This window comes from Virgisporangium ochraceum, from assembly GCF_016863655.1.
In the GTDB taxonomy this organism is placed as follows: Bacteria; Actinomycetota; Actinomycetes; order Mycobacteriales; family Micromonosporaceae; genus Virgisporangium; species Virgisporangium ochraceum.
Genome location: NZ_BOPH01000057.1, coordinates 18,223 through 40,127 on the forward strand (window position 1 = coordinate 18,223; position 21,905 = coordinate 40,127).

19 protein-coding genes are annotated in these 21,905 nt (G+C 72.0%); 11 read left to right on the plus strand and 8 right to left on the minus strand.

The window, feature by feature from the left end; all coding sequences use genetic code 11:
• Positions 1-8: 8 nt before the first annotated feature.
• Entirely contained in the window at positions 9-455 is a 447-nt protein-coding gene (gene mce / locus Voc01_RS20710) for a methylmalonyl-CoA epimerase (protein ID WP_203929138.1), read from the minus strand.
• A gap of 50 nt (positions 456-505) precedes the next feature.
• Here mce and Voc01_RS20715 point away from each other — a divergent pair, with 50 nt between their 5' ends.
• From Voc01_RS20715 to Voc01_RS20730, 4 genes are all read left to right on the plus strand, one after another.
• Positions 506-1,693, plus strand: coding sequence for an acetyl-CoA C-acetyltransferase (locus Voc01_RS20715; RefSeq protein WP_203929139.1), 1,188 nt, complete (start codon positions 506-508; stop codon positions 1,691-1,693).
• Positions 1,694-1,982: 289 nt separating this feature from the next.
• Positions 1,983-2,792, plus strand: a complete 810-nt coding sequence (locus Voc01_RS20720; protein ID WP_203929140.1) for an Asp23/Gls24 family envelope stress response protein — start codon at positions 1,983-1,985, stop codon at positions 2,790-2,792.
• A 61-nt stretch (positions 2,793-2,853) separates the two neighbouring features.
• The gene (locus Voc01_RS20725; protein ID WP_203929141.1) at positions 2,854-3,801 is read left to right on the plus strand and encodes a tetratricopeptide repeat protein; all 948 of its coding nucleotides are present in this window, start codon (positions 2,854-2,856) and stop codon (positions 3,799-3,801) included.
• Between the two features lie 14 nt (positions 3,802-3,815).
• Positions 3,816-5,105, plus strand: a complete 1,290-nt coding sequence (locus Voc01_RS20730) for an arginase family protein (protein ID WP_239160351.1) — start codon at positions 3,816-3,818, stop codon at positions 5,103-5,105.
• Between the two features lie 34 nt (positions 5,106-5,139).
• Here Voc01_RS20730 and Voc01_RS20735 read toward each other — a convergent pair whose 3' ends face one another.
• The 3 genes from Voc01_RS20735 to Voc01_RS20740 are packed head-to-tail and all read right to left on the minus strand — an operon-like array spanning position 5,140 to position 8,197.
• On the minus strand, positions 5,140-6,186 hold the full coding sequence (locus Voc01_RS20735; protein ID WP_203929142.1) for a PQQ-dependent sugar dehydrogenase: 1,047 nt from the start codon (positions 6,184-6,186) through the stop codon (positions 5,140-5,142).
• The gene (locus tag Voc01_RS54115; protein ID WP_275423735.1) at positions 6,183-6,308 is read right to left on the minus strand and encodes a hypothetical protein; all 126 of its coding nucleotides are present in this window, start codon (positions 6,306-6,308) and stop codon (positions 6,183-6,185) included. The genes Voc01_RS20735 and Voc01_RS54115 overlap by 4 nt, the downstream gene beginning before the upstream one ends.
• A complete protein-coding gene (locus Voc01_RS20740; RefSeq protein WP_239160352.1) occupies positions 6,305-8,197 on the minus strand; it encodes a penicillin-binding transpeptidase domain-containing protein in 1,893 nt (630 codons plus the stop codon). Before Voc01_RS20740 ends, Voc01_RS54115 begins: the two co-directional genes overlap by 4 nt.
• 144 nt (positions 8,198-8,341) lie before the next feature.
• Between Voc01_RS20740 and Voc01_RS20745 the strand changes: the two genes are divergently transcribed.
• The 4 genes from Voc01_RS20745 (at position 8,342) to Voc01_RS54130 (ending at position 16,636) form a co-directional block, all read left to right on the plus strand.
• Positions 8,342-13,285 carry an NAD-glutamate dehydrogenase gene (locus tag Voc01_RS20745; RefSeq protein WP_203929143.1) on the plus strand — a complete coding sequence of 1,648 codons (4,944 nt, stop codon included), beginning with the start codon at positions 8,342-8,344 and terminating at the stop codon, positions 13,283-13,285.
• 105 nt (positions 13,286-13,390) lie between these two features.
• Complete coding sequence (locus tag Voc01_RS54120; RefSeq protein WP_275423736.1) at positions 13,391-13,513, plus strand: hypothetical protein; 123 nt, start codon at positions 13,391-13,393, stop codon at positions 13,511-13,513.
• A 137-nt stretch (positions 13,514-13,650) separates the two neighbouring features.
• Entirely contained in the window at positions 13,651-13,782 is a 132-nt protein-coding gene (locus Voc01_RS54125; RefSeq protein ID WP_275423737.1) for a hypothetical protein, read from the plus strand.
• Between the two features lie 133 nt (positions 13,783-13,915).
• Positions 13,916-16,636: an ATP-binding protein gene (locus Voc01_RS54130; RefSeq protein ID WP_203929151.1), complete on the plus strand. Its 2,721-nt coding sequence runs from the start codon at positions 13,916-13,918 to the stop codon at positions 16,634-16,636.
• A 16-nt stretch (positions 16,637-16,652) separates the two neighbouring features.
• On the opposite strand, the gene Voc01_RS20755 is transcribed toward Voc01_RS54130, so the two are convergent.
• From Voc01_RS20755 to Voc01_RS20765, 3 genes are read right to left on the minus strand one after another with little or no spacing between them, the layout of a single operon-like run.
• Entirely contained in the window at positions 16,653-17,330 is a 678-nt protein-coding gene (locus tag Voc01_RS20755) for a TetR/AcrR family transcriptional regulator (protein WP_373873841.1), read from the minus strand.
• Entirely contained in the window at positions 17,293-17,682 is a 390-nt protein-coding gene (locus Voc01_RS20760) for a thiol-disulfide oxidoreductase DCC family protein (protein WP_203929144.1), read from the minus strand. The genes Voc01_RS20755 and Voc01_RS20760 overlap by 38 nt, the downstream gene beginning before the upstream one ends.
• Positions 17,679-18,077: a hypothetical protein gene (locus tag Voc01_RS20765; protein ID WP_203929145.1), complete on the minus strand. Its 399-nt coding sequence runs from the start codon at positions 18,075-18,077 to the stop codon at positions 17,679-17,681. Before Voc01_RS20765 ends, Voc01_RS20760 begins: the two co-directional genes overlap by 4 nt.
• Before the next feature lie 161 nt (positions 18,078-18,238).
• Here Voc01_RS20765 and Voc01_RS20770 point away from each other — a divergent pair, with 161 nt between their 5' ends.
• Positions 18,239-18,982 (plus strand): ABC transporter ATP-binding protein, encoded by a 744-nt coding sequence (locus tag Voc01_RS20770; protein WP_203929153.1) that lies wholly within the window; start codon positions 18,239-18,241, stop codon positions 18,980-18,982.
• Positions 18,983-19,111: 129 nt separating this feature from the next.
• Here the strand turns inward: Voc01_RS20770 and Voc01_RS20775 are convergent, their stop codons facing one another.
• Positions 19,112-19,618, minus strand: a complete 507-nt coding sequence (locus Voc01_RS20775; RefSeq protein ID WP_203929146.1) for a DUF6232 family protein — start codon at positions 19,616-19,618, stop codon at positions 19,112-19,114.
• Between the two features lie 49 nt (positions 19,619-19,667).
• Between Voc01_RS20775 and Voc01_RS20780 the strand changes: the two genes are divergently transcribed.
• Positions 19,668-20,441, plus strand: a complete 774-nt coding sequence (locus tag Voc01_RS20780) for an enoyl-CoA hydratase/isomerase family protein (protein ID WP_203929147.1) — start codon at positions 19,668-19,670, stop codon at positions 20,439-20,441.
• A 145-nt stretch (positions 20,442-20,586) separates the two neighbouring features.
• The coding region (locus tag Voc01_RS20785) for an Hsp70 family protein (RefSeq protein WP_239160354.1) at positions 20,587-21,905 on the plus strand (1,319 nt) is incomplete at its 3' end.

Below are 21,905 nucleotides of genomic sequence, written 5' to 3' on the forward strand. Positions count from 1 at the left end.
GAGCGGGATCAGTCCCCGGGGTGTATGACCGCCGGCTCGACCAGTTCGACCAGCACCCCTCCGCAGTCCTTGGGGTGGACGAAGTTGATGCGCGACCCCGCCGTCCCCCGCTTGGGCTCCTTGTAGAGAAGCCGTAGACCCTTCGCGCGGATCGCGTCGGCGGCCTCCTCCACGTTCGACACGGTGTACGCGAGCTGCTGCAGCCCGGGTCCCGACTTCGTGAGGAACTTGGCGATGGGCGAGTCCTCGCGCAGCGGCGCCAGGAGCTGCAGGCGGCTCGGCCCGCCGCCGACCCCGAGCATGGCCTCGCGGACCCCCTGCTCTTCGTTCTCTTCGGTGTGCTCGCAGGTCATGCCGAATACGCTGCTGTAGAACTCGATCGCGGCGTCCAGGTCGGGAACGGCGATGCCGACGTGATCGATGCGGAGGAGGCCGGGCAGGCCGTCGACGGTCATGCAGGTAGTGTTTACCTGAACCAACGTTAAGTCTGCCCCGGGGGTACCCCTTGAGTTCCGTCATTGTCAGTGGCGCCCGGACCCCTATGGGCCGGCTGCTCGGCGCGTTGAAGGACCTTCCGGCCACCAAGCTCGGCGAGGTGGCGATCCGGGCGGCCCTGGAGCGGTCGGGTGTGGCGCCCGAACAGGTCCAGTACGTGATCATGGGTCAGGTGCTGCAGGCCGGTGCCGGTCAGATCCCGGCGCGCCAGGCCGCCGTCGGCGCCGGCATCCCGATGACCACGCCCGCGCTCACGATCAACAAGGTGTGCCTGAGCGGCCTCGACGCGATCGCGCTCGCCGACCAGCTCATCCGCGCCGGCGAGTTCGACATCGTGGTGGCTGGCGGCATGGAGTCGATGACCAACGCCCCGCACCTCCTGATGGGCCAGCGCGCCGGCTACAAGTACGGCGACGTGACCATCAAGGACCACATGGCGCTCGACGGGCTCACCGACGCCTGGGACTGCTGCTCGATGGGCGAGTCCACCGAGAACCACAACTCCCGGTACGGCATCACCCGCGAGGACCAGGACGCGTTCGGCGCGGCCAGCCACCAGCGCGCCGCCGCCGCGCAGAAGAAGGGCGTCTTCGCCGAGGAGATCGTGCCGGTGGAGATCCCGCAGCGGAAGGGCGACCCGATCCTGGTCACCGACGACGAGCAGATCCGTCCGGAGACCACGGCCGAGTCGCTGGCGAAGCTGCGTCCGGCGTTCGCGAAGGACGGCACGATCACCGCCGCCACGTCGTCACCGATCTCCGACGGCGCGTGCGCGGTGGTCGTCATGTCGAAGGCGAAGGCCGAGGAGCTGGGCCTCACGTGGCTGGCCGAGATCGGCGCGCACGGCAACGTCGCGGGTCCGGACAACTCGCTCCACGCCCAGCCGTCGAACGCGATCCTGCACGCGCTCGGCAAGGAGGGCCGGAGCATCGACGAGGTCGACCTGATCGAGATCAACGAGGCGTTCGCCGCGGTGGGCCTGCAGTCGATGAAGGAGCTCGGCGTCGGCGCGGAGAAGGTCAACGTCAACGGCGGGGCGATCGCGCTCGGCCACCCGATCGGCATGTCGGGCGCGCGGCTCGCGCTCACGCTCGCCATGGAGCTGCGCCGTCGTGGCGGAGGCCTCGGCGCGGCCGCCCTCTGCGGTGGCGGCGGTCAGGGTGACGCGCTGCTGCTGCGGGTCCCCAAGGCCGGCTGATGTCCTGAGTCGTTGATTCGTATGCAGTGGTGTGTCACTGAGGATGACGGCCAGCGGCGGCCGGGGTCCGTCGCTCCCCTTTCCGCCGATCTTGCAGTTGTGGCCTCCCTCAAAACGTGACATTTCCGCAAATAGGGACGGCCACAAGTGCAAGATCGACGCAGGTCTCGGCGACGGCGCGACCGCGAGTGGCGCGGCCGGTCCATGACCTGACAAAGCACTGCTGGGACCGTTTGACCATGCGACTACGCTCGCCTTGCCGGGGGAGGACCGACAGGGGAGCAGATCGATGACCGACGTGGCGTACAACTCACCGCAGTACGGCTACGGCACCGGGGTCCCGCCCCAGCCGGTACCGCCGCAGCCGATGCCGATGCCGTCGGATCAGACCGACCGGCCGGAGCAGCCGGTCGCGTCGTACGACGTCGACCCGTCGCCCGGGCACGCGCCGCCGGCGGTCGTGCCGGCCGGTGAGCCCACCGCCGCGGTGAGCTTCGACAAGCCCGCGTCCGACGCGCCGTTGGCCGAGGCCGCGGCGTCGGAGTCCGGCCCGGCCGACTCCGCGTGGCCGGTCTCGGCGCCGCCGGTCGCAGCGCCGGAGGCCGCAGTCGAGGCTGAGCCGGTCGAGGCCGCGCCGGTCGAGGCTGAGCCGGTCGAGGCCGCGCCGGTCGAGGCCGCGGCGCCTGCCGAGGCCGCCGCCGCGGACGATGAGCCGGCGACGCCGACCAGCCCGTCCGGTCGCGTGGCGGTGCAGGTGGTCGACCGGCTGCGCAGCACCGCCGAGCGGGGCACCACGACCGTTCCCACGCCCGTCATCGAGAAGATCGCCACGCTCGCCGTGCGCGAGGTGCCCGGCGTTTACGACTTCGCCACCACCGAGGCCACCGCCGACGGCGAGCGCCCGCTGGTCATCGAGATCGACGGCAAGACCGCGACGGTGACGCTGCACCTGGTGATCGAGTACGGCTTCGCGGTGCACTCGGTCACCGAGAAGGTGCGTACCAAGGTGATCAGCGCCCTGGAGAACCTGTTCTCGCTCGACATCACCGCGGTCGACATCGTGATCGACGACATTCACCTCGAAGACCCCGCGGAGTAGCAAATCGTCACCGCGCCGGGGCACATCGGTCGGCCCCGGCGTCGTGCAAGACTTAGTAACCATGGATCCGCGTTCAGCTTCGTCCATTTTCACCAGGGGTGCCGTGGATCTCGGTGCCCTCCGGCCGAGCACGCCGCCCCCCGCGGCCGCGCGCCCCGCGGGCCCGGGCGGCCCCGGCGGTCCGGCCGGTCCCGCCGCCGCCGGCCCGGGTGCCGCCGCCGGTGGTCCGGGTGCCGCGGGCCCGGTGGTCATCGACGTCACCGAGGCGACGTTCCAGTCCGAGGTGCTCGAGCGCTCGCTCACCACCCCGGTGGTCATCGACCTGTGGGCCGAGTGGTGCCAGCCGTGCAAGCAGCTCTCCCCGGTGCTGGAGAAGCTGGCCGTCGAGGGCGGCGGCGCCTGGGTGCTCGCCAAGATCGACGTCGACAGCAACCCGCGCATCGCGCAGGCCCTCCGGGTGCAGGGCATCCCGATGATCATGGTGGCGGTCGGCGGCCAGCTGATGGAGGGCTTCAGCGGCGTGCTGCCCGAGCCCCAGGTGCGCCAGTTCATCGACGCGGTGCTCAAGGCCGGCGGGGTACAGGTCGAGGCCGCGGAGGACCCGCGCTTCGCCGCCGCCGACGACGCGCTCATGACCGGTGACCTCGACGCGGCCGAGCAGGCGTTCAAGAAGATCCTCGGCGAGACGCCGAACGACGCCGCCGCCGAGGCCGGGCTCGCCCAGGTGGGCCTGATGCGCCGCATCGAGGGCAAGGTGCCCGCGAAGCTGCTGGCCGCGGCCGAGGAGTCGCCCGACGACGTCGAGGCGCAGACGCTGGCCGCCGACGTCGAGATGCTCAGCGGCGAGGCCGAGGCCGCCTACAAGCGGCTGGTCGCGCTGGTGCGCCGCACCAGTGGAGACGAGCGGGAGGCGGCCCGCAAGCACCTCGTCTCGCTGTTCAGCCTGGCCGGCCCTGACGATCCCGCGGTCGCGTCAGCCCGACGCGCCCTGGCCAGCGCGCTGTTCTGACAGCCGCCGCAGCCGTGCGTCGCATCGCCGTCCTGGACGCGCCGAGCAACCTCGGCCTGCGTCCGCCCACCGCGACCTCGGTGCCGGGCTGCTACAAGGCGCCCGGCGCGCTCCGCGACCACAAGCTGGTCGACCGGCTGAAGGCCCGTGACGCCGGCTGCCTGACCCCGCCCCGCTACGACCCGGGCGACTGGCGGCCCGGCGACGGCGTGGCACACGCCGCCGACATCGCCGGGTACTCGGTGCAGCTCGCCGACCGGATCGGCGCGATCGTCGCGGCCGGCGAGTTCCCGCTGATCCTCGGCGGCGACTGCTCCGTGCTGCTGGGCGCGGCCGTCATGGTGGGCCGGCTCGACGGGCGGTACGGGCTGGTGTTCGTCGACGGTCACTCCGATTTCCGGCACCCGGGCAACGCGTCCTACGTCGGTGCGGCGGCGGGGGAGGACCTGGCCCTGGTCACCGGCCGCGGCCAGCCGGACCTCACCGGCATCGAGGGCCGCCGTCCGTACTTCCGCGACGTCGACGTGGCGGTGCTGGGCATCCGCCCGCAGGACGAGTACCGCATCGAGCTGCAGGCGGCCGGCATCGCCTACCGGGCCGTGCCCGAGCTGCGCTCCGACGGCGCCGCCCGCAGCGCCCAGTGGGCGCGGCAGGTCCTCCAGGACTGCGACGGCTACTGGGTCCACATCGACGTCGACGTGCTCGACCCGGCCGTGATGCCGGCCGTCGACGCCCCCGACCCGGGCGGCATCGCGTACGCCGAGCTGGAGCTGCTGCTGGCCGGCCTGGTCAACACGCCCCGCTGCCTGGGCGTCGAGCTGACCGTCTTCGACCCCGACTACGACCCCGACGGCCAGTACGCCGCCGAGCTGGTGGAGATGCTGGTCACCGGGCTCGCCCCGGTGGCGACCACCCCCACCGACGGTGCCGGCCAGGGCGGGAGCCGCCGGGCGAAGGTCCCGATGGCGAGATCCACGTTCGCCGACTTCGCCCCGTCGCCGAGACGGGCACCGGAGCCGCGGGAGGCCCTGGAAGCCCGGGCGGCGCCCGAGGCGCGGGTGGTACCGGAGGCCCGGACGGCGCCCGGGGCGCGGGTCGCTCCGGAGGCCCGCGTCGCTCCGAGCGCCGGCCCGGCTCCGGTCACCGAGGGCGACACCGCGACCGGAGACGGCGCCGAGAGCAAGGCGACCGCGCCCGAGCCGGTCACCGTGCCGACGCAGCCGGGTCCGCCCGACGAACCCCCGCCGGCCCGCCGCCAGGTCGACCACGGCCCCGGCAAGCTGCGGCGCCGCCCGCCCAGCTGAACCGTGAGCCGGACGCGCAAGGGGCGCCGCCGGGTCACGGCGTGAAGCGGAGGATCCGGTCGTCGCCGTTGCGGGGGTCGCCGCGGCCGTCCGTGTTCGAGGTGACCACCCAGACCGAGCCGTCCGGGGCCTGTGCCACCGTGCGGAGGCGGCCGTACGCGTCGTCGAGGAGGCGTTCGGCGGACCCGCCGTCGCGGGTCACGCGCCACAGGGTCCGGCCGCGCAGGCCCGCCACGTAGACGCGGTCGCCGATCACGGCGAGGCCGCTGGGTGACGCGTCCGCCGTGGTCCAGGTGGCCAGGGGACGTGTGAAGCGGTCGCTGTCGCCCTCGACCTCCGGCCAGCCGTAGTTCCGGCCCGCCTCGATGCGGTTCAGCTCGTCGTAGCGGTTCTGCCCGAACTCCGACGCGTACATCGTGCCGTCGGACGCCCAGCCGAAACCCTGCACGTTGCGATGCCCGTAGCTCCAGACCAGCGTGCCGAACGGGTTGCCGGGCGCGGGCCTCCCCTCGGGCGTCATGCGCAGGATCTTGCCGCCGAGGTCGTCGCGGTCCTGCGCGCGGGAGGTGCGGTCGGCGTCGCCGGTGCCGGCGTACAGGAAGCCGTCGGGGCCGAACGCCAGCCGGCCACCGTTGTGGATCCCGGCGGCCGGGATCCCGGTGACCAGCACCTCCGGCGAGCCGCCGGCGCCGGGCCGCAGCCGCACGATCCGGTTGTCGTCGGCCGTCGTGTAGTAGGCGTACAGCCACCCGTCGGGAGACAGCGCGATCCCCAGCAGGCCGCCCTCGCCGCGGTGCCGGGAGTCGAGCCGGGCCACCTCGGTCACCCGGCCGTCGCGGACCTCCACGACGCGGCCGGTGTCGCGTTCGGAGACCAGCGCCGTGCCGTCGGGCCGGAACGCCAGACCCCACGGCGACCGCAGCCCGGTGGCGACGTCGGTGACGGCCACGGAGACCGACGGCGACCCGTCGGAGGAGAGCGTCGGGCTGGAGAACCAGTTCAGGAACCGGAAACCGGCCACCACCGCGAGCACCACGACCACGACCGTGGCACCCGCGGCGACGAGCCAGCCGCGTCTCACTTGCGGAACATGGCCCGGATCGCGGCGACGATCAGCAGCAGGCCGAGGATGCCGCCCACGATGCGAACCGCGGCGTTCTCCGACCAGCCCTGCTCGGCCGCGAGAATGTCGAGCACCGTCACACCCCCAGGGTCTGCAGGAACTTTCCGGCGAGCGGCACGGCCGTGGCGGCGCCACCGCCACCGTTCTCGACGAACACCGCGAACGCGACGTCGCCCTTCCACCCGATGAACCAGGCGTGGGTCTTCGTCGGATCGGCCGAGTCGAACTCCGCGGTGCCCGTCTTGCCGTGCAGCGGCGCGCCGCCCAGGCCCTTCAGCGCCACGGCGCTGCCCGAGGTGACCACCTCGCGCATCATCGTGCGCAGCGGCTCGAGCGTGCCCGCCTTCAGCTCCGGGCCGTCGGGTGCCGGGTTCGCCGGTGCCGGGTCGGTGACCAGCACCGGCTGCTTCCAGCGTCCCCTCGCGACCGCCGCCGCGGCGCCCGCCATCGCGATCGGCGACACCAGCGTGGTGCCCTGACCGAACGCGGCGGCGGCCTGCTCGGCGGCCGAACCACCGGTGGACACCTTGCCGGAGAAGACGTCGATGCCCAGGTCCCACGGGACGCCGAGGCCGAGCGCGGTACCGGCCTTTGCCAGCCCGTCGGTGCCGAGCTTCGGCGCGAACGTGACGAACGCGGTGTTGCACGACTTCGCGAACGCGGTGCGCATCGGCACGGTGCCGAGGTCGCCGAGGCCGTCGGAGTTCTTGAACGTGCGACCCTCGACCGCGGTGGTGGCCGGGCAGCCGACCGGGGTGTCGAGCGTGACAGAGCCGTTGTCGAGCAGGCCGTACGTCGAGACCATCTTGAACGTCGACCCCGGCGGGACCTGCGCGGTGAACGCCAGGTTCAGGTTGCTGCCGGTGGGACCGTTGGCGACCGCGAGCACCGCGCCGTCGCTGACCCGCACCGCCACCAGCGCGGAGCGCCGGGTCTCGCCGGCGAGCGCGGCGTCGGCGGCGTTCTGGGTCTTGACGTCGAGCGTGGTCTTCACCGGCGGACCGGGTGACTGCGGCGCCGTGAACAGCGTCTCGTTGCCGGCCTTGACGGCGATGCCGGGGCTGCCCCGCAGCCGCTGGTCGTACTTCTGCTGCAGGCCGTTGAGCCCGACCCGGTCACCCGTCCTGTACCTGCCCGGGTTCTTGTCGAGGATCTCCTTGGTGACCTCGCCGGTCTGTCCGAGGAGGGCACGCGCGAACTGCGCGGTCGGCGCCAGCGGCTGCGTCGCCTCCCGGAACACCGTGCCCTGCACCTCGCGCAGGTCGGTGCGCACCCGGTCGTAGACCTCCTTGCGCAGCGTCACGACCTCGATGAACGCCGCCGGGCTGGCCGCCGTCCTGATCCGCTCCGGCAGCGAGGTGAGGTCGACGCTCACGTTGATCTGCTGGAAGATCGACGTGAGGACGCCGATGAGCACGTCCTGGTTGGTGATCCGCTGGGGCTCGACGCCGACGATCACCACCGTCCGGTTGCTGACCAGCGGCTGGCCGGCCCCGTCGAGCACGGCTCCCCGGTCGGGCGCCTGTTCGACCCGCTTCAGGGTGGCGCCGGTCGGCAGGTTGGGAACGATCGTCTGCGGCGCGAACACCGGCAGCCAGTCGTCCTTGCGCTTGACCAGGCGGATCGTCGAGTCGTAGGTCCACGTGGCGGCGTCGGTGACCGGCCAGGCCACGGTGACGGTCGCTGTGGCCGAAGTGTCCCTGATGTCGGGCTTCCCCTTGATCGAGACCTTGGGGCGCCGCGACGCGAGCTCACCTTCGGTTTTCGTCAATTCCGCCTGCGCGGTGTCGCCGGACAGGGCGACCCCGTTCGAGTCGGCCAGCTTGCGGCCGGCCAGCTTGCCGCTCTCCCAGGCCGAGACGAACCCCCGCAGGGCCTTCTCGGCGCCGTCGTCCTCACCGCACGCGGTGAGCGTGCCTCCGACGAGCACCACCATTGCCAGCGTGCCGATCAACCTCTTGAAGGTCACAACCCCCGCCTCTCCCGCGGACCCATTGTCCGGTACGCAGCAACCCCGGTCGCCGTTCGGTTACGTGTGGGCCGGCGCGGGCACAACCTAGGCTGTCCCTTAGGTGCAACCCACAGCGTGGTGGGCGAGGGGAGTGTGTGTGCCATGCACAGGGCAGGGCAGCAGGACGCGGGCCAGCAGGAGGAGGATGTCGTTCCGGCGACGGACCGGCACGACGACGAGGTCGACACGGATGTCGACCCGGATGGCGCGCCGGTGCCGAACGCCGACCGGCTGGTGGACGAGTGCGTCGCGCTCGCCAAGCGACGGGCCGAGGGCGATCCGCAGCTGTGCGAGCTCGTCCAGCAGTACTGGCGGCTGGTGCCGCACGAGGAGATGGTCGGCCGCACCGCGCCGGGCCTGCTCGCCGCCACCGTGTCGCACCGCGAGCTGGCCGGTGAGCGGGTCGGTGGGCAGCTGAAGCTGCGGATCTCACTGGCGAAGGACAACACCCACACCGCCATCGAAATCGTCACCGACGACATGCCCTTCCTGGTCGACTCGGTCACCGCGGCGCTGACGGCGCGGTCGCTCGACGTCCACCTGCTCGTCCACCCGCTGTTCGTAGTCACGCGCGAGGGGCTCGGCCGGTTGCGTGAGATCCACCTCGACCGCGAGCCGGAGCACGCGCAGGGCAGCGCGGCCGCCGCCGGTCCGGAGCAGATCGTCGAGAGCTGGATGCGGGTCGAGGTCGACCCGCTGCGTGACCCGGCCGAGCGGGAGGCCCTGCACAACGACCTGGTGCGGGTGCTCAGCGACGTGCGCGAGACCGTCGAGGACTGGCCCAGGATGCGCCAGCAGGCCCTCGGCCTCGCCGACGAGCTCGCGAGCGCCCAGCTGCCGGTGCCCGACAAGGACATCACCGACTCCATCGAGCTGCTGCGCTGGCTCGTCGACGACCACTTCACGTTCCTCGGGTACCGCGAGTACCGGCTCACCCGCAACGACGCGGACGAGCTGCTCCTCACCGCCAGGCTCGGCAGCGGGCTCGGCATCCTGCGCGGCGACCAGCCGACCGGCCGCGTGCTGAGCAGCATGAGCCCCGAGGCGTTCGCGAAGGCGCTGGAGAAGCGGCTGCTCATCATCACCAAGGCGAACTCGCGGGCCACCGTGCACCGCGCGGCCTACCTGGACTACATCGGGTTCAAGGTGTTCGACAGCGACGGCGAGGTGGTCGGCGAGCGGCGCTTCCTCGGGCTGTTCTCCAGCGCCGCGTACCGCACCAGCGTGCGGGAACTGCCGGTGGTGCGCCGCAAGGTCGCCGAGGTGCTCGACCGCTCCGGGCTCAGCCCGCGCAGCCACTCCGGCAAGGATCTGATGGAGATCCTGGAGACCTATCCGCGCGACGAGCTGTTCCAGATCGCCACCGAGGAGCTGTACCGGTCGGTCATCGGGGTCCTCCGGCTGGCGGGCCGTCGCCAGCTGCGGGTCTTCCTGCGACGTGACGCGTACGGCCGGTTCATCTCGTGCCTCGTGTACCTGCCGCGCGACAAGTTCACCACCGGTAGCCGCGTGAAGATGCAGGAGATCCTGCTGCGCGAGCTGAACGGCATCGGGGTCGACTACACCACGCGGGTCACCGAGTCGCCGCTGGCGCGCGTCCACTTCATCGTCCGCACCGACCCGGCGAACCCTCCTCGCGACCTCGACCACGACGGCCTCACGGCCCAGCTCGCGGCCGCGACGCGGCAGTGGGAGGACGACTTCCGGCTCGTTCTCGAGAACAAGATCGGCGAGGGACCGGCGAAGGAGCTGTACCAGCGGTACGCGTTCGCGCTGCCGGAGACCTACAAGGACGAGCACGACCCGTACGAGGCCAACAAGGACCTCGCCAAGCTCGAACTGCTCGACGAGCCCGGCGAGCTCGTGATGCACCTGTACCGCAAGCGCCTCGACGACGAGGACGTGCGGTTCAAGGTGTACCGCTACGGCGAGCCGATGATGCTGTCGACGGTGCTGCCGGTGCTGCACTCGCTCGGCGTCAGCGTCACCGACGAGCGGCCCTACGAGATCAACCGCACCGACGGCCGGATCTTCCTCTACGACTTCGGCCTGCAACTGCCCGCCGGGTCGCGGGAGGTCGCCGAGGTGCGGGCGCAGGTGGAGAACGCGTTCTCCGCGACGTGGCGGGGCGAGGCCGAGGTCGACGGGTTCAACGCGCTCGTGCTCACCGCCGGGCTGACCTGGCGGCAGGTCGTCGTGCTCCGCGCGTACGCCAAGTACCTGCGCCAGGCCGGCACCATCTACTCGCAGGAGTACATGGAGGCCACGCTGCTGGCCTACCCCGGCATCGCCGCGCTCCTGGTCGCCCTGTTCGAGACCCGGTTCGACCCGGGCCTGCGGCTCGGCCACGAAGACCGCCAGCTGCAGTCCAAGGAGCTGATCGCGGCGCTGAACAAGCAGCTCGACAGCGTGCACAGCCTCGACCAGGACCGCATCGTGCGCTCCTACCTCACGCTCATCACGTCCACGCTGCGCACCAGCTTCTTCCAGCGCGACCAGGGCCGGCCGAAGTCGTACGTGGCGTTCAAGCTCGACCCGCTGTCGATCCCCGAGCTGCCCGCGCCGCGTCCCAAGTTCGAGATCTTCGTGTACTCGCCCCGGTTCGAGGGCGTGCACCTGCGGTTCGGCTCGGTCGCCCGCGGCGGCCTGCGCTGGAGCGACCGGCGCGAGGACTTCCGCACCGAGATCCTGGGCCTGGTCAAGGCGCAGATGGTGAAGAACGCGGTGATCGTGCCGACCGGCGCCAAGGGCGGGTTCGTCCTCAAGAAGAAGCCGGGCGACCGCGACGAGGCGGTCACCTGCTACAAGCTCTTCATCACGGCGCTGCTCGACGTCACCGACAACCTCGTCGACGGCACGGTCGTGCCGCCGCCCGAGGTCGTGCGCCACGACCCCGACGACCCGTACCTGGTCGTCGCCGCCGACAAGGGCACCGCCACCTTCTCCGACATCGCCAACGAGATCTCGGTCCGCAAGGGCTTCTGGATGCGGGACGCGTTCGCGTCCGGCGGCTCGGCCGGCTACGACCACAAGGGCATGGGCATCACCGCCAAGGGCGCCTGGGAGCTGGTCAAGAAGCGGTTCCGCGACCTCGGCCTCGACACCCAGGCGCAGGAGTTCACCGTCGTCGGCGTCGGCGACATGTCCGGCGACGTGTTCGGCAACGGCATGCTGCTCAGCGAGCACATCCGGCTCGTGGCCGCGTTCGACCACCGGCACATCTTCATCGACCCCAGCCCCGACGCGGCCGCGAGCTTCGCCGAGCGCCGGCGCCTGTTCGAGCTGCCGCGCTCGTCGTGGGAGGACTACGACGCCCGGCTCATCTCCGCCGGCGGCGGGGTCTTCGCCCGGACGCTCAAGTCGGTGCCCGTGTCGCCCGAGACGCGCGCCGCGCTGGGCCTGCCCACGGGCGTGGAGGCCCTGACGCCGGCCGAGCTGATGAAGGCGATCCTCAAGGCGCCCGTCGATCTGTTCTGGAACGGCGGCATCGGCACCTACGTCAAGGCGTCGGGCGAGTCGCATGTCGACGTCGGCGACAAGGCCAACGACGCGATCCGCATCAACGGCCGCGACCTGCGCGCCAACGTGGTCGGCGAGGGCGGCAACCTCGGCCTCACCCAGCTCGGGCGCATCGAGTACGCCCGGTTCGGCGGGCACGAGGGCACCGGCGGCCAGGTCGCGTCGGACTTCATCGACAACTCCGCCGGGGTCGACTGCTCCGACCACGAAGTCAACATCAAGATCCTGTTGGGACGCGCGATCGCGGCCGGCGACCTCGCCGAGTCCGAGCGCAACGACCTCCTCGCGGCGATGACCGACGAGGTCGGCGAGCTCGTGCTGCGCGACAACTACGACCAGGCGATCGCGCTGGGCAACGCGATGGCGCAGGCCCACTCGCTGCTGCCCGTGCACCGCCGCCTGATCACCGAGCTGGAGCGCCGCGGCGCGCTCGACCGCGAGCTGGAGGACCTGCCCAGCGACGAGGAGCTGGCCCAGCGCGGCGAGCAGGGCACCGGCCTCACCACGCCCGAGTTCGCCGTCCTGCTGGCGTACGTGAAGATCGTGCTGGAGAAGGAGATCCTCGACTCGACCGTCCCCGACGAGCCGTGGACCGAGCAGATCCTGCGCGACTACTTCCCGACGCCGCTGCGGGAACGGTTCGCCGCGCACATGGCCGAGCACCCGCTCCGCCGGGAGATCGTCACCACGGTGCTGGTCAACGAGGCGGTCAACCGGGGCGGCACGTCGTTCTTCTACCGGTCGACCGACGAGACCGGTGCCACCTGGCCCGACGTGCTCCGCGCCTACATGGTGGTGCGGGAGGTCTACGGGGTCCGCCAGCTGTGGGCGGCCACCGAAGCGCTCGACACCAAGGTGCCCACGGCCGCGCAGACCCTCGTCTACCTGGAGGGTCGCCGGCTGCTCGACCGCTCGGTGCGCTGGCTGGCGTCGAACCGGCGCTCGCCGATCGACGTGAAGGGCGAGATCGCGCGGATCAAGCCGGGCATCGACGCCCTGCTGCCCCGGCTCGACTCGCTGTTCCGTGGCGGCGAGCGCGAGTCGTTGAAGCGGCACGCCGAGGCTATGACGGCCGCCGGCCTGCCCGCCGACCTGGCCGAGTGGGCCACCCGGCTGATGTACGGGTTCGGGCTGCTCGACGTCGTGGAGTCGGCGCACAAGACCGGCCAGCCGCTGGAGGACGTGGCGCGCGTCTACTTCGTGTTGTCGGAGCGGTTCCGGGCCGACGACCTGCTCTCGCGCATCTCGGCGCTGCCCCGGGCCGACCGGTGGCAGACGCTGGCCCGGATGGCGCTGCGGTACGACCTGTACGCCGCGCTCGCCGGGCTCACCCAGGAGGTGCTGGCCGGCACGAGCGTCGACGCCGGTGCCGAGGAGCGGGTGCAGGAGTGGGAGCAGACCAACGCCGCGTCCATCGCGCGGGCCCGTACGGCGATCAGCGAGCTGGAGGGTGCCGGCGACCTGGCGGCACTGAGTGTGCTGCTGCGGCAGATCCGCACGCTGGTACGTACGTCGGCGGCGACGTAGGTATGCGTAGTGTCGGCTAGTTACCTCAGTACGTAGGGGTTGAGCAGGGAAGATACGCAGTCGATGCCGATGTGACGCCGGTGTGCGCGGAGCAGCATGTAGAGCATGAACACACACCCGGATGTCATCCAGCAGCTCGTCCGCGACCGTCAGTCCGAGCTTCGTCGCGAGGCTCGCGAGTACAACTTCGCCAACCGCCTCCGCCGCGCCCGCCGGGCCGCCCGGTGAGCGCGGCGGTCGGCGCCGCCCTCGACCGGAGCGGCCATCCGCGCCTTGCCCGGGTGCGGCGGCGAACGCCCGGGCCGGCCACGCGCCTGACGTGGCCGGCACCGAACCGCAGGCCCTGAACCCGAGGAGGGAATGCCATGACCATCGACCAGCTGGGCACTCCCTGGATCACCCAGGCGACGTGGAACGGGGAGCACCCCCGTACGACAGCCCGTCGCCGCCACGAGCGTGACCGGGAGCGCGCCCGCCGCCATCGCGGCCGCTCGTGATAGGGAGTGTGACGAACGTGACCGCGGAGTCCTCCAGCTCCGCGGTCACGTTCGTCTGTCGGCGGAAAAAAGTGTCGCATCCCGCCGGTAGTCTTTTCGGGTGCGCGCCGGCCGCAGTGGAGTCAGTCCCGTGATGATCGGTCGTGCCGACGAGCTGAGGCGCCTGCGGGGCCTGCTCGATGCGGCGCGTGATGGCGGGCAGCACGGTGGGCGGCCCAGGGTGGCGCTGATCGCGGGCGAGCCCGGCGTCGGCAAGAGCCGCATGGTCTACGAGCTCATCGCGAGCCTGTCGCCGCACGCCGGCACGCTGATCGGCCAGGCCGATCCGGGTGCTCTCGGGCGTCCCTTCGAACTTCTCCTCGACGCGCTCGACGGCGCCGCGCCCGACGCGGCGGCCGACCTGCAGGCGGCGATCGCAGACCCCGCGGTCGGGCCGGTCGAGCGGCTGCGCGCCGGCCTCGACGCGGTACGGGCCACCGACCCGGCCGTCGTGGTGTTCGAGGACCTCCACTGGGCCGACTCCGAGAGCGTCGCGTTGTTCGAGCGCCTCGGCGACCTGCCCGGGCACCGGCTGCTGGTCGGCACCTACCGGCCCGGCGAGGTCGACCGGCGCAACCCGGCCGCCGACCTGCTCACCCGCATGGAACGGCGGTACCCGGTCACCTACGTGCGGCTCGAACGGCTCAGCCTCGACGACACGAGCGCGCTGCTCACCGCGATGACCGGGCGGCGCCCCCCGTACCGGGCCGCGGTCGCGCTGCAGAACCGCACCGGCGGCAACCCGTTCTTCCTCGAAGAGCTGGTGAAGGCCGCCGGCGGCGGCGAGCTCGACCTGCGCAAGCTCAGCATGGACCCGTTGCCGTGGAACCTGGCCGACACGCTGCGCCGCCAGCTCGACGAGCTCGACCACACCCAGGAGCGGGTGATCGAGGCGGCGGCCGTGCTCGGCCGGAAGGTGCCGTTCGACCTGCTGGCCGTGGTCACCGGGCTGGCCGAGGACGACCTCATCGAGGTGCTGCGCGAGCTGGTGCGCCGCGGACTGCTGGTCGAGCTGGGCGACGACGAGTTCGGGTTCCGGCACGCGCTGGCCCGCGAGGCGATCTCCGACCAGCTGCTCGGCCGGCAGCGGCGGCGCCTGCACGAGCTGGCCTTCGAGACGCTCGCCGCCGCCGACGACTCCGACGTCGCCCTGATCGCCCACCACGCCAAGGGCGCCGGCCGGTACGACGACATGGTCGCGGCGGTGCGCCGCGGCGTGCAGAAGTACCTGCACATCGGCTCGACCTACCAGGCGCTGCAGCTGGCCGAGATGGGGCTGGCCGAGGTACCCGACGACGTCGAGCTGCTCGCCGCCGCGGCGCGCAGCGCCTGGCTCGTCGGGCTGCTCGACGACTCCCACCGGTACGCGAAGATGTGCCTGCGCAACGCGGTCACGGCCGACGAGCGGTCGCGCGCGCTGCGCCTGCTGGCCCGCGTCGCGTGGGAGAGCGGCCGGCGCGAGGAGATGGCGTCGCTCACCGACCGGCTCAGCGACACGATCGAGGAGCTGCCCGACAGCGAGGAGCGGGCCGCGGCGATGGCGGCGATCGCGCAGTCGTACATGCTGCGTGACCTCACCGAGCCGGCGCTGCGCTGGGCCGACCAGGCGGTCGTGCTGGCCGAGCGGCTGAAGCTGCCCGACATCCGCATCACCGCGCTGGTGGAGAAGGGCTCCGCGCTGGTGAACGACCCGGCGCAGGTCGACACCGGCCGGGCACTGCTGCGCGAGGTGGCCGACGACGCCGAGAAGGCCGGTGTGTGGCTGGCCAAGGCGCGGGCGATCAACAACCTGCTCAGCACGCCGTACCCGCTCTCCGCCGACGAGCAGCGCGACCTCCTCGAGCACATGCGCACCGCGGCCGAGCGGGCCGGGTTCGACGCACTCGCCGTCGCGGCGTACTTCCAGGGCCGGGCGTCGCTGGCGATCCAGGACGGCGACCTCAACGCCGCCATCGACGCCATCGACGACGGCCGCCGCCGCGACCAGGGCGTGCTGCGCACCAGCCAGGGCGAGGACTACCACGGCGCGTTCCGCGCCGGCCTGGCGCTGGAGGCCGGCGACGTCGACCTCGCCGCGTCGATCAGCGCCCGCCTCATGGAGAACCTGTCGGCGCAGAGCAAGGGGCGCACCGGGCTCAACGGGCTCGTGTTCCACGTCGCCTGCCGGCAGGGCGACCGTGGGGCGGCCGAGCGGGCACTGAGCGAGGTGCTCGCCGCGGCCGTCGGTCGCAAGATGTGGGGCGACCTGCTGCACGACCTCGTGTCGGCCGGCCTGTTCGCGCGCATCGAGCCGGCACGGCTGCGCCAGCTGCGGGCCAACATGGGCGGCTCCGCCGAGAACTGGCTCGACCTCGTCGACGCCCAGCTCGCCGAGGCCGAGCGGCAGCCGGCCACCGCGCTGCCCCGCTACCAGCGGGCGATGCTCGCCGACGACCTGCCGGCGGCCGTCCGCGGCACGGCACACGTCGGCGCGGCCCGCTGCCTGCTGGCGCTGGGCCGGCGCGACGAGGCGGTGGCGCTGCTCGAGCCCGCCACCCGGCTGCTGGAGCGGTGGGGCGGCTGGCGGGTCGCCGAGCTCACCGAGCTGCGCGACCTGCTCGGCGCGCGACCCTCGGCCAGGGACAGCGACTCCCAGCTCACCCCCCGGGAACTGGAGGTCGCCCGCCTGCTGGCCGAGGGCCTCACGAACGCCGAGCTGGCCCGGCGGCTGTTCATCTCGCCGCGTACCGCGGCGGTGCACGTCTCCAACATCCTGAGCAAGCTCGGCGTGAGCTCGCGCACGCAGGTCGCCGAGAAGCTGCCGGCGGGCCGGTAGGCCCGTCGCCGGCGGATCAGGCCCGTAGCGCCCGGTACAGGCTGAGCGCCTCCCGCACGGCGGGCCGCAGCACCCGCAGCCGCGACAGCCCCACCATGCGGTCGATCAGCGGCACGGCCCTGTCCACCAGCAGCCGTGTCCTGCTCCGGCCGGGCGACCGGTCGTAGACCCAGAACAGCGTGACCCCGAGCTGGGCGAGCCAGAGCAGCTCCGGCAGCACCTCTTTCACCTCGGGATCGATCGTGGTGGTGGCGCCGTCCACCACGTCCCGGAAGATCTCCTGGCTCAACGCGCGGGCCGGTTCCGACTCGTCGCTGAACGGGTTCGACGCCGACGCGGGGTCGGCCGCCACGCGGAAGAACTTGCCGGCGAACGCGTGGTACGGGTCCATCACCGTGACGCCGGCGCTCATCGCCGCGTGCAGGCGGGTGCCGAGGTCGCCCCGGCCCGCCAGGTGCGGCGCCACCGCCTCCCGGTGCGCGACCTGCACGCGCGTGTAGAACTCCTGCACCAGGTGGTCCTTCGACGGGAAGTAGTAGTACGCGTTGCTCGGCGCGAGCCCGGCCTCGGTGGCGATCGCCCGCATCGTCGTCTTCTCGTAGCCCTGCTCGCCGAACAGGCGCATGGCGGTGTCGATGATGAGCTGGCGGGTCTGGTCACCCCGTGGCGCAGGCTGCGGTGTCACACCCGCCATCCTCCCTGAACCGGGTGCGGGCGGCCGATGCCAGCGCGACCACCTCCCGGGCCGCCCCGCGCAGGCCGGGCCGCGCGAGGCGGTACGACAGCGCCCGGTACGTGTCCAGCGCCCACAGACAGACCAGCCACGCGGCGTCGCCGACGTAGACGGCGCCGGTGTCGGCGACCACGGTGATGTCGCGCAGCGTCGCGTCGTGGTCGAGGTCCGGGAACAGGCGCCGGGCCGTCGGCGATCCCGCTTCGTGAAGATCGATGGTGACGAGCCGCGGCTGCCTGCCCAGCCAGGAGCCGGCCTGTCGGCAGAGCGGGCAGTGGCCGTCGTAGAGGACGGTCAGCCGGTGGATGGTCACGGGTTCGCCGGTGGGAGGTACATCGTGGGCGGAATGGGTGGCGGGGAGTTCTCGAGCATCCGCCGGCGGCGGAAGCGGTTGAGGATGTAGATGTTCGACAGGTGCACGGCGCCGAGGACGAGCAGTACCAGGCCGAGCTTCATCGACAGCGTCTCGACCGCGTTGGTGGCGTTCGTCACCTGTCCCTCGACCTGGATCATCACGGCGACGAAGCCGGCGTTGAGCAGCCAGAACCCGACGACGAGCAGGTGGTTGATCGAGAGGGCGAGCCGCTCGTCGCCCAGCGCGTCGTCGAGGAAGACCTGGCCGTTGCGGTACAGCGTGCGCGACACCCACGCGGTGAGCACCAGGCTCAGCGCGAGGTAGCCGAGGTACATGGCGAGCTTCGGATCCACCGGAGATTCCCCCTCATCTCTTGAACATGTTCAACTCACGCTACGCCCGCTCTTGAACATGTTCAAGAGCGCCGCCGGCCTTCCCGTCGCCGCGGTGCGGACATGGTTGGATTGACGCCGTGAACCCGGACGCCGTCATCACCGTCGAGCGGGCCACCGTCATGCGCGGGGGCAACCACCTCATCCGTGACATCTCGTGGGAGGTGGAACTCGACGAACGCTGGGTGATCCTCGGCCCGAACGGCGCCGGCAAGACGACGCTGCTCAACCTCGCCTCCGGTCGCATGCACCCCACGCGGGGCAGGGTCCACGTGCTCGGTGAGCGGTTGGGCCGGGTCGACCTGGCCGAGCTGCGCACCCGGATCGGCCTGGCGAGCGCCGGGCTGGCCGAGTCACTGCCGCCCGACGAGACCGCCTTCGACGTGGTGCTCACCGCGTCCTGGTCGGTGGTGGGCCGCTACCGCGAGCAGTACGACGACCTCGACGCCGGCCGGGCGCGGGCGCTCCTCGACCAGTTCGGGGTGGGCCACCTGGCCGAACGCCGCTTCGGGACGCTGTCCGAGGGTGAGCGCAAGCGCACGCTGATCGCGCGTGCCCTGATGACCGATCCCGAACTGCTCCTCCTGGACGAGCCCGCCGCCGGCCTCGACCTGGGCGCCCGCGAAGACCTGGTGCGCCGGTTGAGCGAGCTGGCCCTGGACCCGGACGCTCCCGCCCTGGTGCTCGTGACCCACCACGTGGAGGAGATCCCGCCCGGTTTCACGCACGTCCTCCTGCTCCGCGAGGGTGGGGTGGTGGCCGCCGGCCTCCTGGACGACACGCTGACCGCGGCCAACCTCTCCAAGACCTTCGACCTGCCGCTGAAGCTCACCCGCACCGAAGACCGTTGGACCGCCCGAGCCTGACCCCACCACCCCACCCCGCCGCCCACGCCGGCCGGGCTTCGGCGATCTTGCAGTTGTGGCCGCCCTTTCGTGGGGATGGATACCCATTCGGCCCGGCCACGAGTGCAAGATCGGCGTGGGGGAGGGGTGTCAGGCGGCGTCGCTGTGTTCGATGGCTCGCTGGAGGGCCCGGTAGATCTTGCCGAAGCGGAGCTTGTCGCGGGTGGCGAAGATCAGGATGTCGGAGTTCAGGTAGCGGGCCCAGATCTGGTGCTCGACGGAGCCCTTCTCGTAGGAGCGCTCGATCAACGTGATCACCCCCTCCACCACGAAGAGGCCGATGGCCACGGCCAGCACCGCGCCGGCGATCAGGCCGGCCAGCACGGTGCCGCTGGAGTAGCCGGTGATATCGATGTCGAGCACCGCCACGACGACCGCCGCGATTCCCCCGAGTACCGCGGCTATCAGGAGGAAACGCCCGGCAATGATGGCTGCGCCCGGCGCGCCCCTCGGGCCGCGCCGATGCCATACGAGCTCCAGGTCGGCCAGGCGGTAGGCCTGGTCCTCCACCTGGAACTCGGCGGAGCCGACGTACACCGCGCTGTCGCGGTAAAAGGTGGTCATGTCACCACTCCCGAGCGAGAACCATACGGGCATCGGCCGGCTTACGCTTCAGGCTCCACGTGATATCCCCTAGGAGGCAAGGGTGGGCGAGTTCGTCCGGCTTGAGGTAGCTGAGGGCATCGGGACGATCCGATTGGACCGGCCCAAGATGAACGCGCTCAATCGCCAGGTCCAGGAGGAGCTCCGCGAGGCGGCGATCGCGGCGACGGTGGCAGACGACGTCGGTGCGGTGGTCGTCTACGGCGGCGAGCGGGTGTTCGCGGCCGGCGCCGACATCAAGGAGATGGCCGGCATGGGGTACGCGGAGATGGCGGCCCGGGCCACCGCGTTGACCGGCGCGTTCGACGCGTTGGCGAAGGTGCCGAAGCCGGTGGTCGCCGCGATCAACGGGTACGCCCTCGGCGGCGGCTGCGAGCTGGCCCTGGCCTGCGACTGGCGGGTGGCGGCCGACGACGCCCAGCTCGGCCAGCCCGAGATCAACCTCGGGATCATCCCGGGTGCGGGCGGCACGCAGCGGTTGTCCCGCCTGGTGGGACCAGCGCGTGCGAAAGATCTCATCATGTCGGGCCGCTTCGTCGGTGCGGAGGAGGCGTTGCGGATCGGGCTGGTCGACAAGGTGGTCTCCGCCGCTGACGTCTATGAAACCGCCAGGGAGCTGGTGAAGCAGTACACAACCGGACCCGCGCAGGCCCTGCGGGCGGCGAAGCTCGCCATCGACGGCGGCCTGGAGATGGACCTCTCGTCGGCCCTGGCCTGGGAGAGCCAGCTGTTCGCGGCGCTGTTCGCCACCGAGGACAAGGTCGAGGGCATGAACGCGTTCGTCGAGAAGCGGAAGCCGGGCTTCACCGGCCGGTAGTCGGCCGGGGCCGGCGTCGCCTGGACTGAGGAGCGGAGGGAGCGCAGCGACCGGAACGACGAGGGAAGGCGGCGCCGACAAGGCCCCGGGCCGCGCGAGCGGAGCGAGCGCCGACAGTAGGGCGGGCATGCCTAGACTCGCTCCTATGTCCGCGGCTGGGGTGGAGCTCGGTGTCGACCTGGGAACGTCGAACACCGTCGCGGTGCTGCGCGCTCCCGACGGCCGCGCCCGCACGTTGCTGTTCGACGGGTCGCCGCTGCTGCCGTCGGCCGTGTACGCCGAGCCGTCGGGCACGATCGTGGTCGGTCGGGACGCGGTGCACAGCGCCCGCCTGGAGCCGGCCCGCTTCGAGCCCAACCCGAAGCGGCGCATCGACGACGGCGCCGTGCTGCTCGGCGACCGCGAGGTCCAGGTCGTCGACCTGCTGGCCGCCGTGCTCAACCGGGTCATGGACGAGTTCCGGCGCACGGTCGGCGGGGTGGCCCCGCAGGTGACCATCACGTGCCCGGCCGCGTGGGGAGCGACCCGCCGGCTGGTGCTGTCCGACGCCGCGGCCGCCGCGGGGCTCGGTCACGTCAAGCTGGTGCCCGAGCCGGTCGCCGCCGCCACGTACTTCACGCAGGTGCTCGGCCGGCAGGTCCCGATCGGCTCGGTGGTCGTCGTGCACGACTTCGGCGCCGGTACGTTCGACGCGAGCGTCGTCGCGCGTACGGCGTCCGGGTTCGAGGTGCTGGCCGTCGACGGCCGCGACGACATCGGCGGCCTCGACGTCGACGAGGCCATCATCGGGTTCGTCAAGAAGATCGCCGTCGAGCGCGATGCCGAGACCTGGGCGCGGCTGGAGCGTCCGTCCACAGTGGACGAGCGTCGGGCGCGGCGCCTGCTCTGGGACGACGTGCGCGTGGCCAAGGAGCGCCTGAGCCGGCAGCCGGCCGCCGACCTCAACGTGCCGCTGCTGGGCATCGACGTGCGCCTCACCCGCGACGAGCTCGAAGGGCTGGCGACGGGCATCGTCGAGCAGACGATCCGGGTGACCCAGGGCGTCATCCGCTGGGCCAAGCTGCCCGAGGGCCGCCTCGCCGGCGTGTTCCTGGTGGGCGGGTCGAGCCGGATGCCGCTCGTCGGCACGCTGCTGCACCGTGCGCTCGGCCAGCCACCCGAGGTGATCGACTCGCCCGAGCTGGTGGTGGCCGAGGGCAGCATCCTCGCCGGCACGGGCGCGGCGCCGGAGCAGGTGCGGCCGGTGGCCGGCCCGTCGACCGGCATCATGCCGGCGATCATCACGCCGTCCGGCGACCTGGTCTACCCGGAGCTGGCCGGTTCCGGTGCGCCGGCGTCGGCCCCGCCCACCGGTCCGGTGTCGGGCGGTGTCTACGGCACTCCGCCGGTGTCCGGGCCGTCGTACGGCACTCCGCCGGTGTCCGGGCCGTCGTACGGCACTCCGCCGGTGTCCGGGCCGTCGTA

Bases quoted from the DNA above. Each gene is read 5' to 3' on its own strand.
- mce (WP_203929138.1), bottom strand. From the start codon at position 455: ATGACCGTCGACGGCCTGCCCGGCCTCCTCCGCATCGATCACGTCGGC.
- Voc01_RS54130 (WP_203929151.1), top strand. From the start codon at position 13,916: ATGATCGGTCGTGCCGACGAGCTGAGGCGCCTGCGGGGCCTGCTCGAT.
- Voc01_RS20745 (WP_203929143.1), top strand. From the start codon at position 8,342: ATGCACAGGGCAGGGCAGCAGGACGCGGGCCAGCAGGAGGAGGATGTC.
- Voc01_RS20720 (WP_203929140.1), top strand. From the start codon at position 1,983: ATGACCGACGTGGCGTACAACTCACCGCAGTACGGCTACGGCACCGGG.
- Voc01_RS54120 (WP_275423736.1), top strand. From the start codon at position 13,391: ATGAACACACACCCGGATGTCATCCAGCAGCTCGTCCGCGACCGTCAG.
- Voc01_RS54125 (WP_275423737.1), top strand. From the start codon at position 13,651: ATGACCATCGACCAGCTGGGCACTCCCTGGATCACCCAGGCGACGTGG.
- Voc01_RS20775 (WP_203929146.1), bottom strand. From the start codon at position 19,618: ATGCCCGTATGGTTCTCGCTCGGGAGTGGTGACATGACCACCTTTTAC.
- Voc01_RS20755 (WP_373873841.1), bottom strand. From the start codon at position 17,330: ATGGCGGGTGTGACACCGCAGCCTGCGCCACGGGGTGACCAGACCCGC.
- Voc01_RS20770 (WP_203929153.1), top strand. From the start codon at position 18,239: ATGCGCGGGGGCAACCACCTCATCCGTGACATCTCGTGGGAGGTGGAA.
- Voc01_RS20725 (WP_203929141.1), top strand. From the start codon at position 2,854: ATGGATCCGCGTTCAGCTTCGTCCATTTTCACCAGGGGTGCCGTGGAT.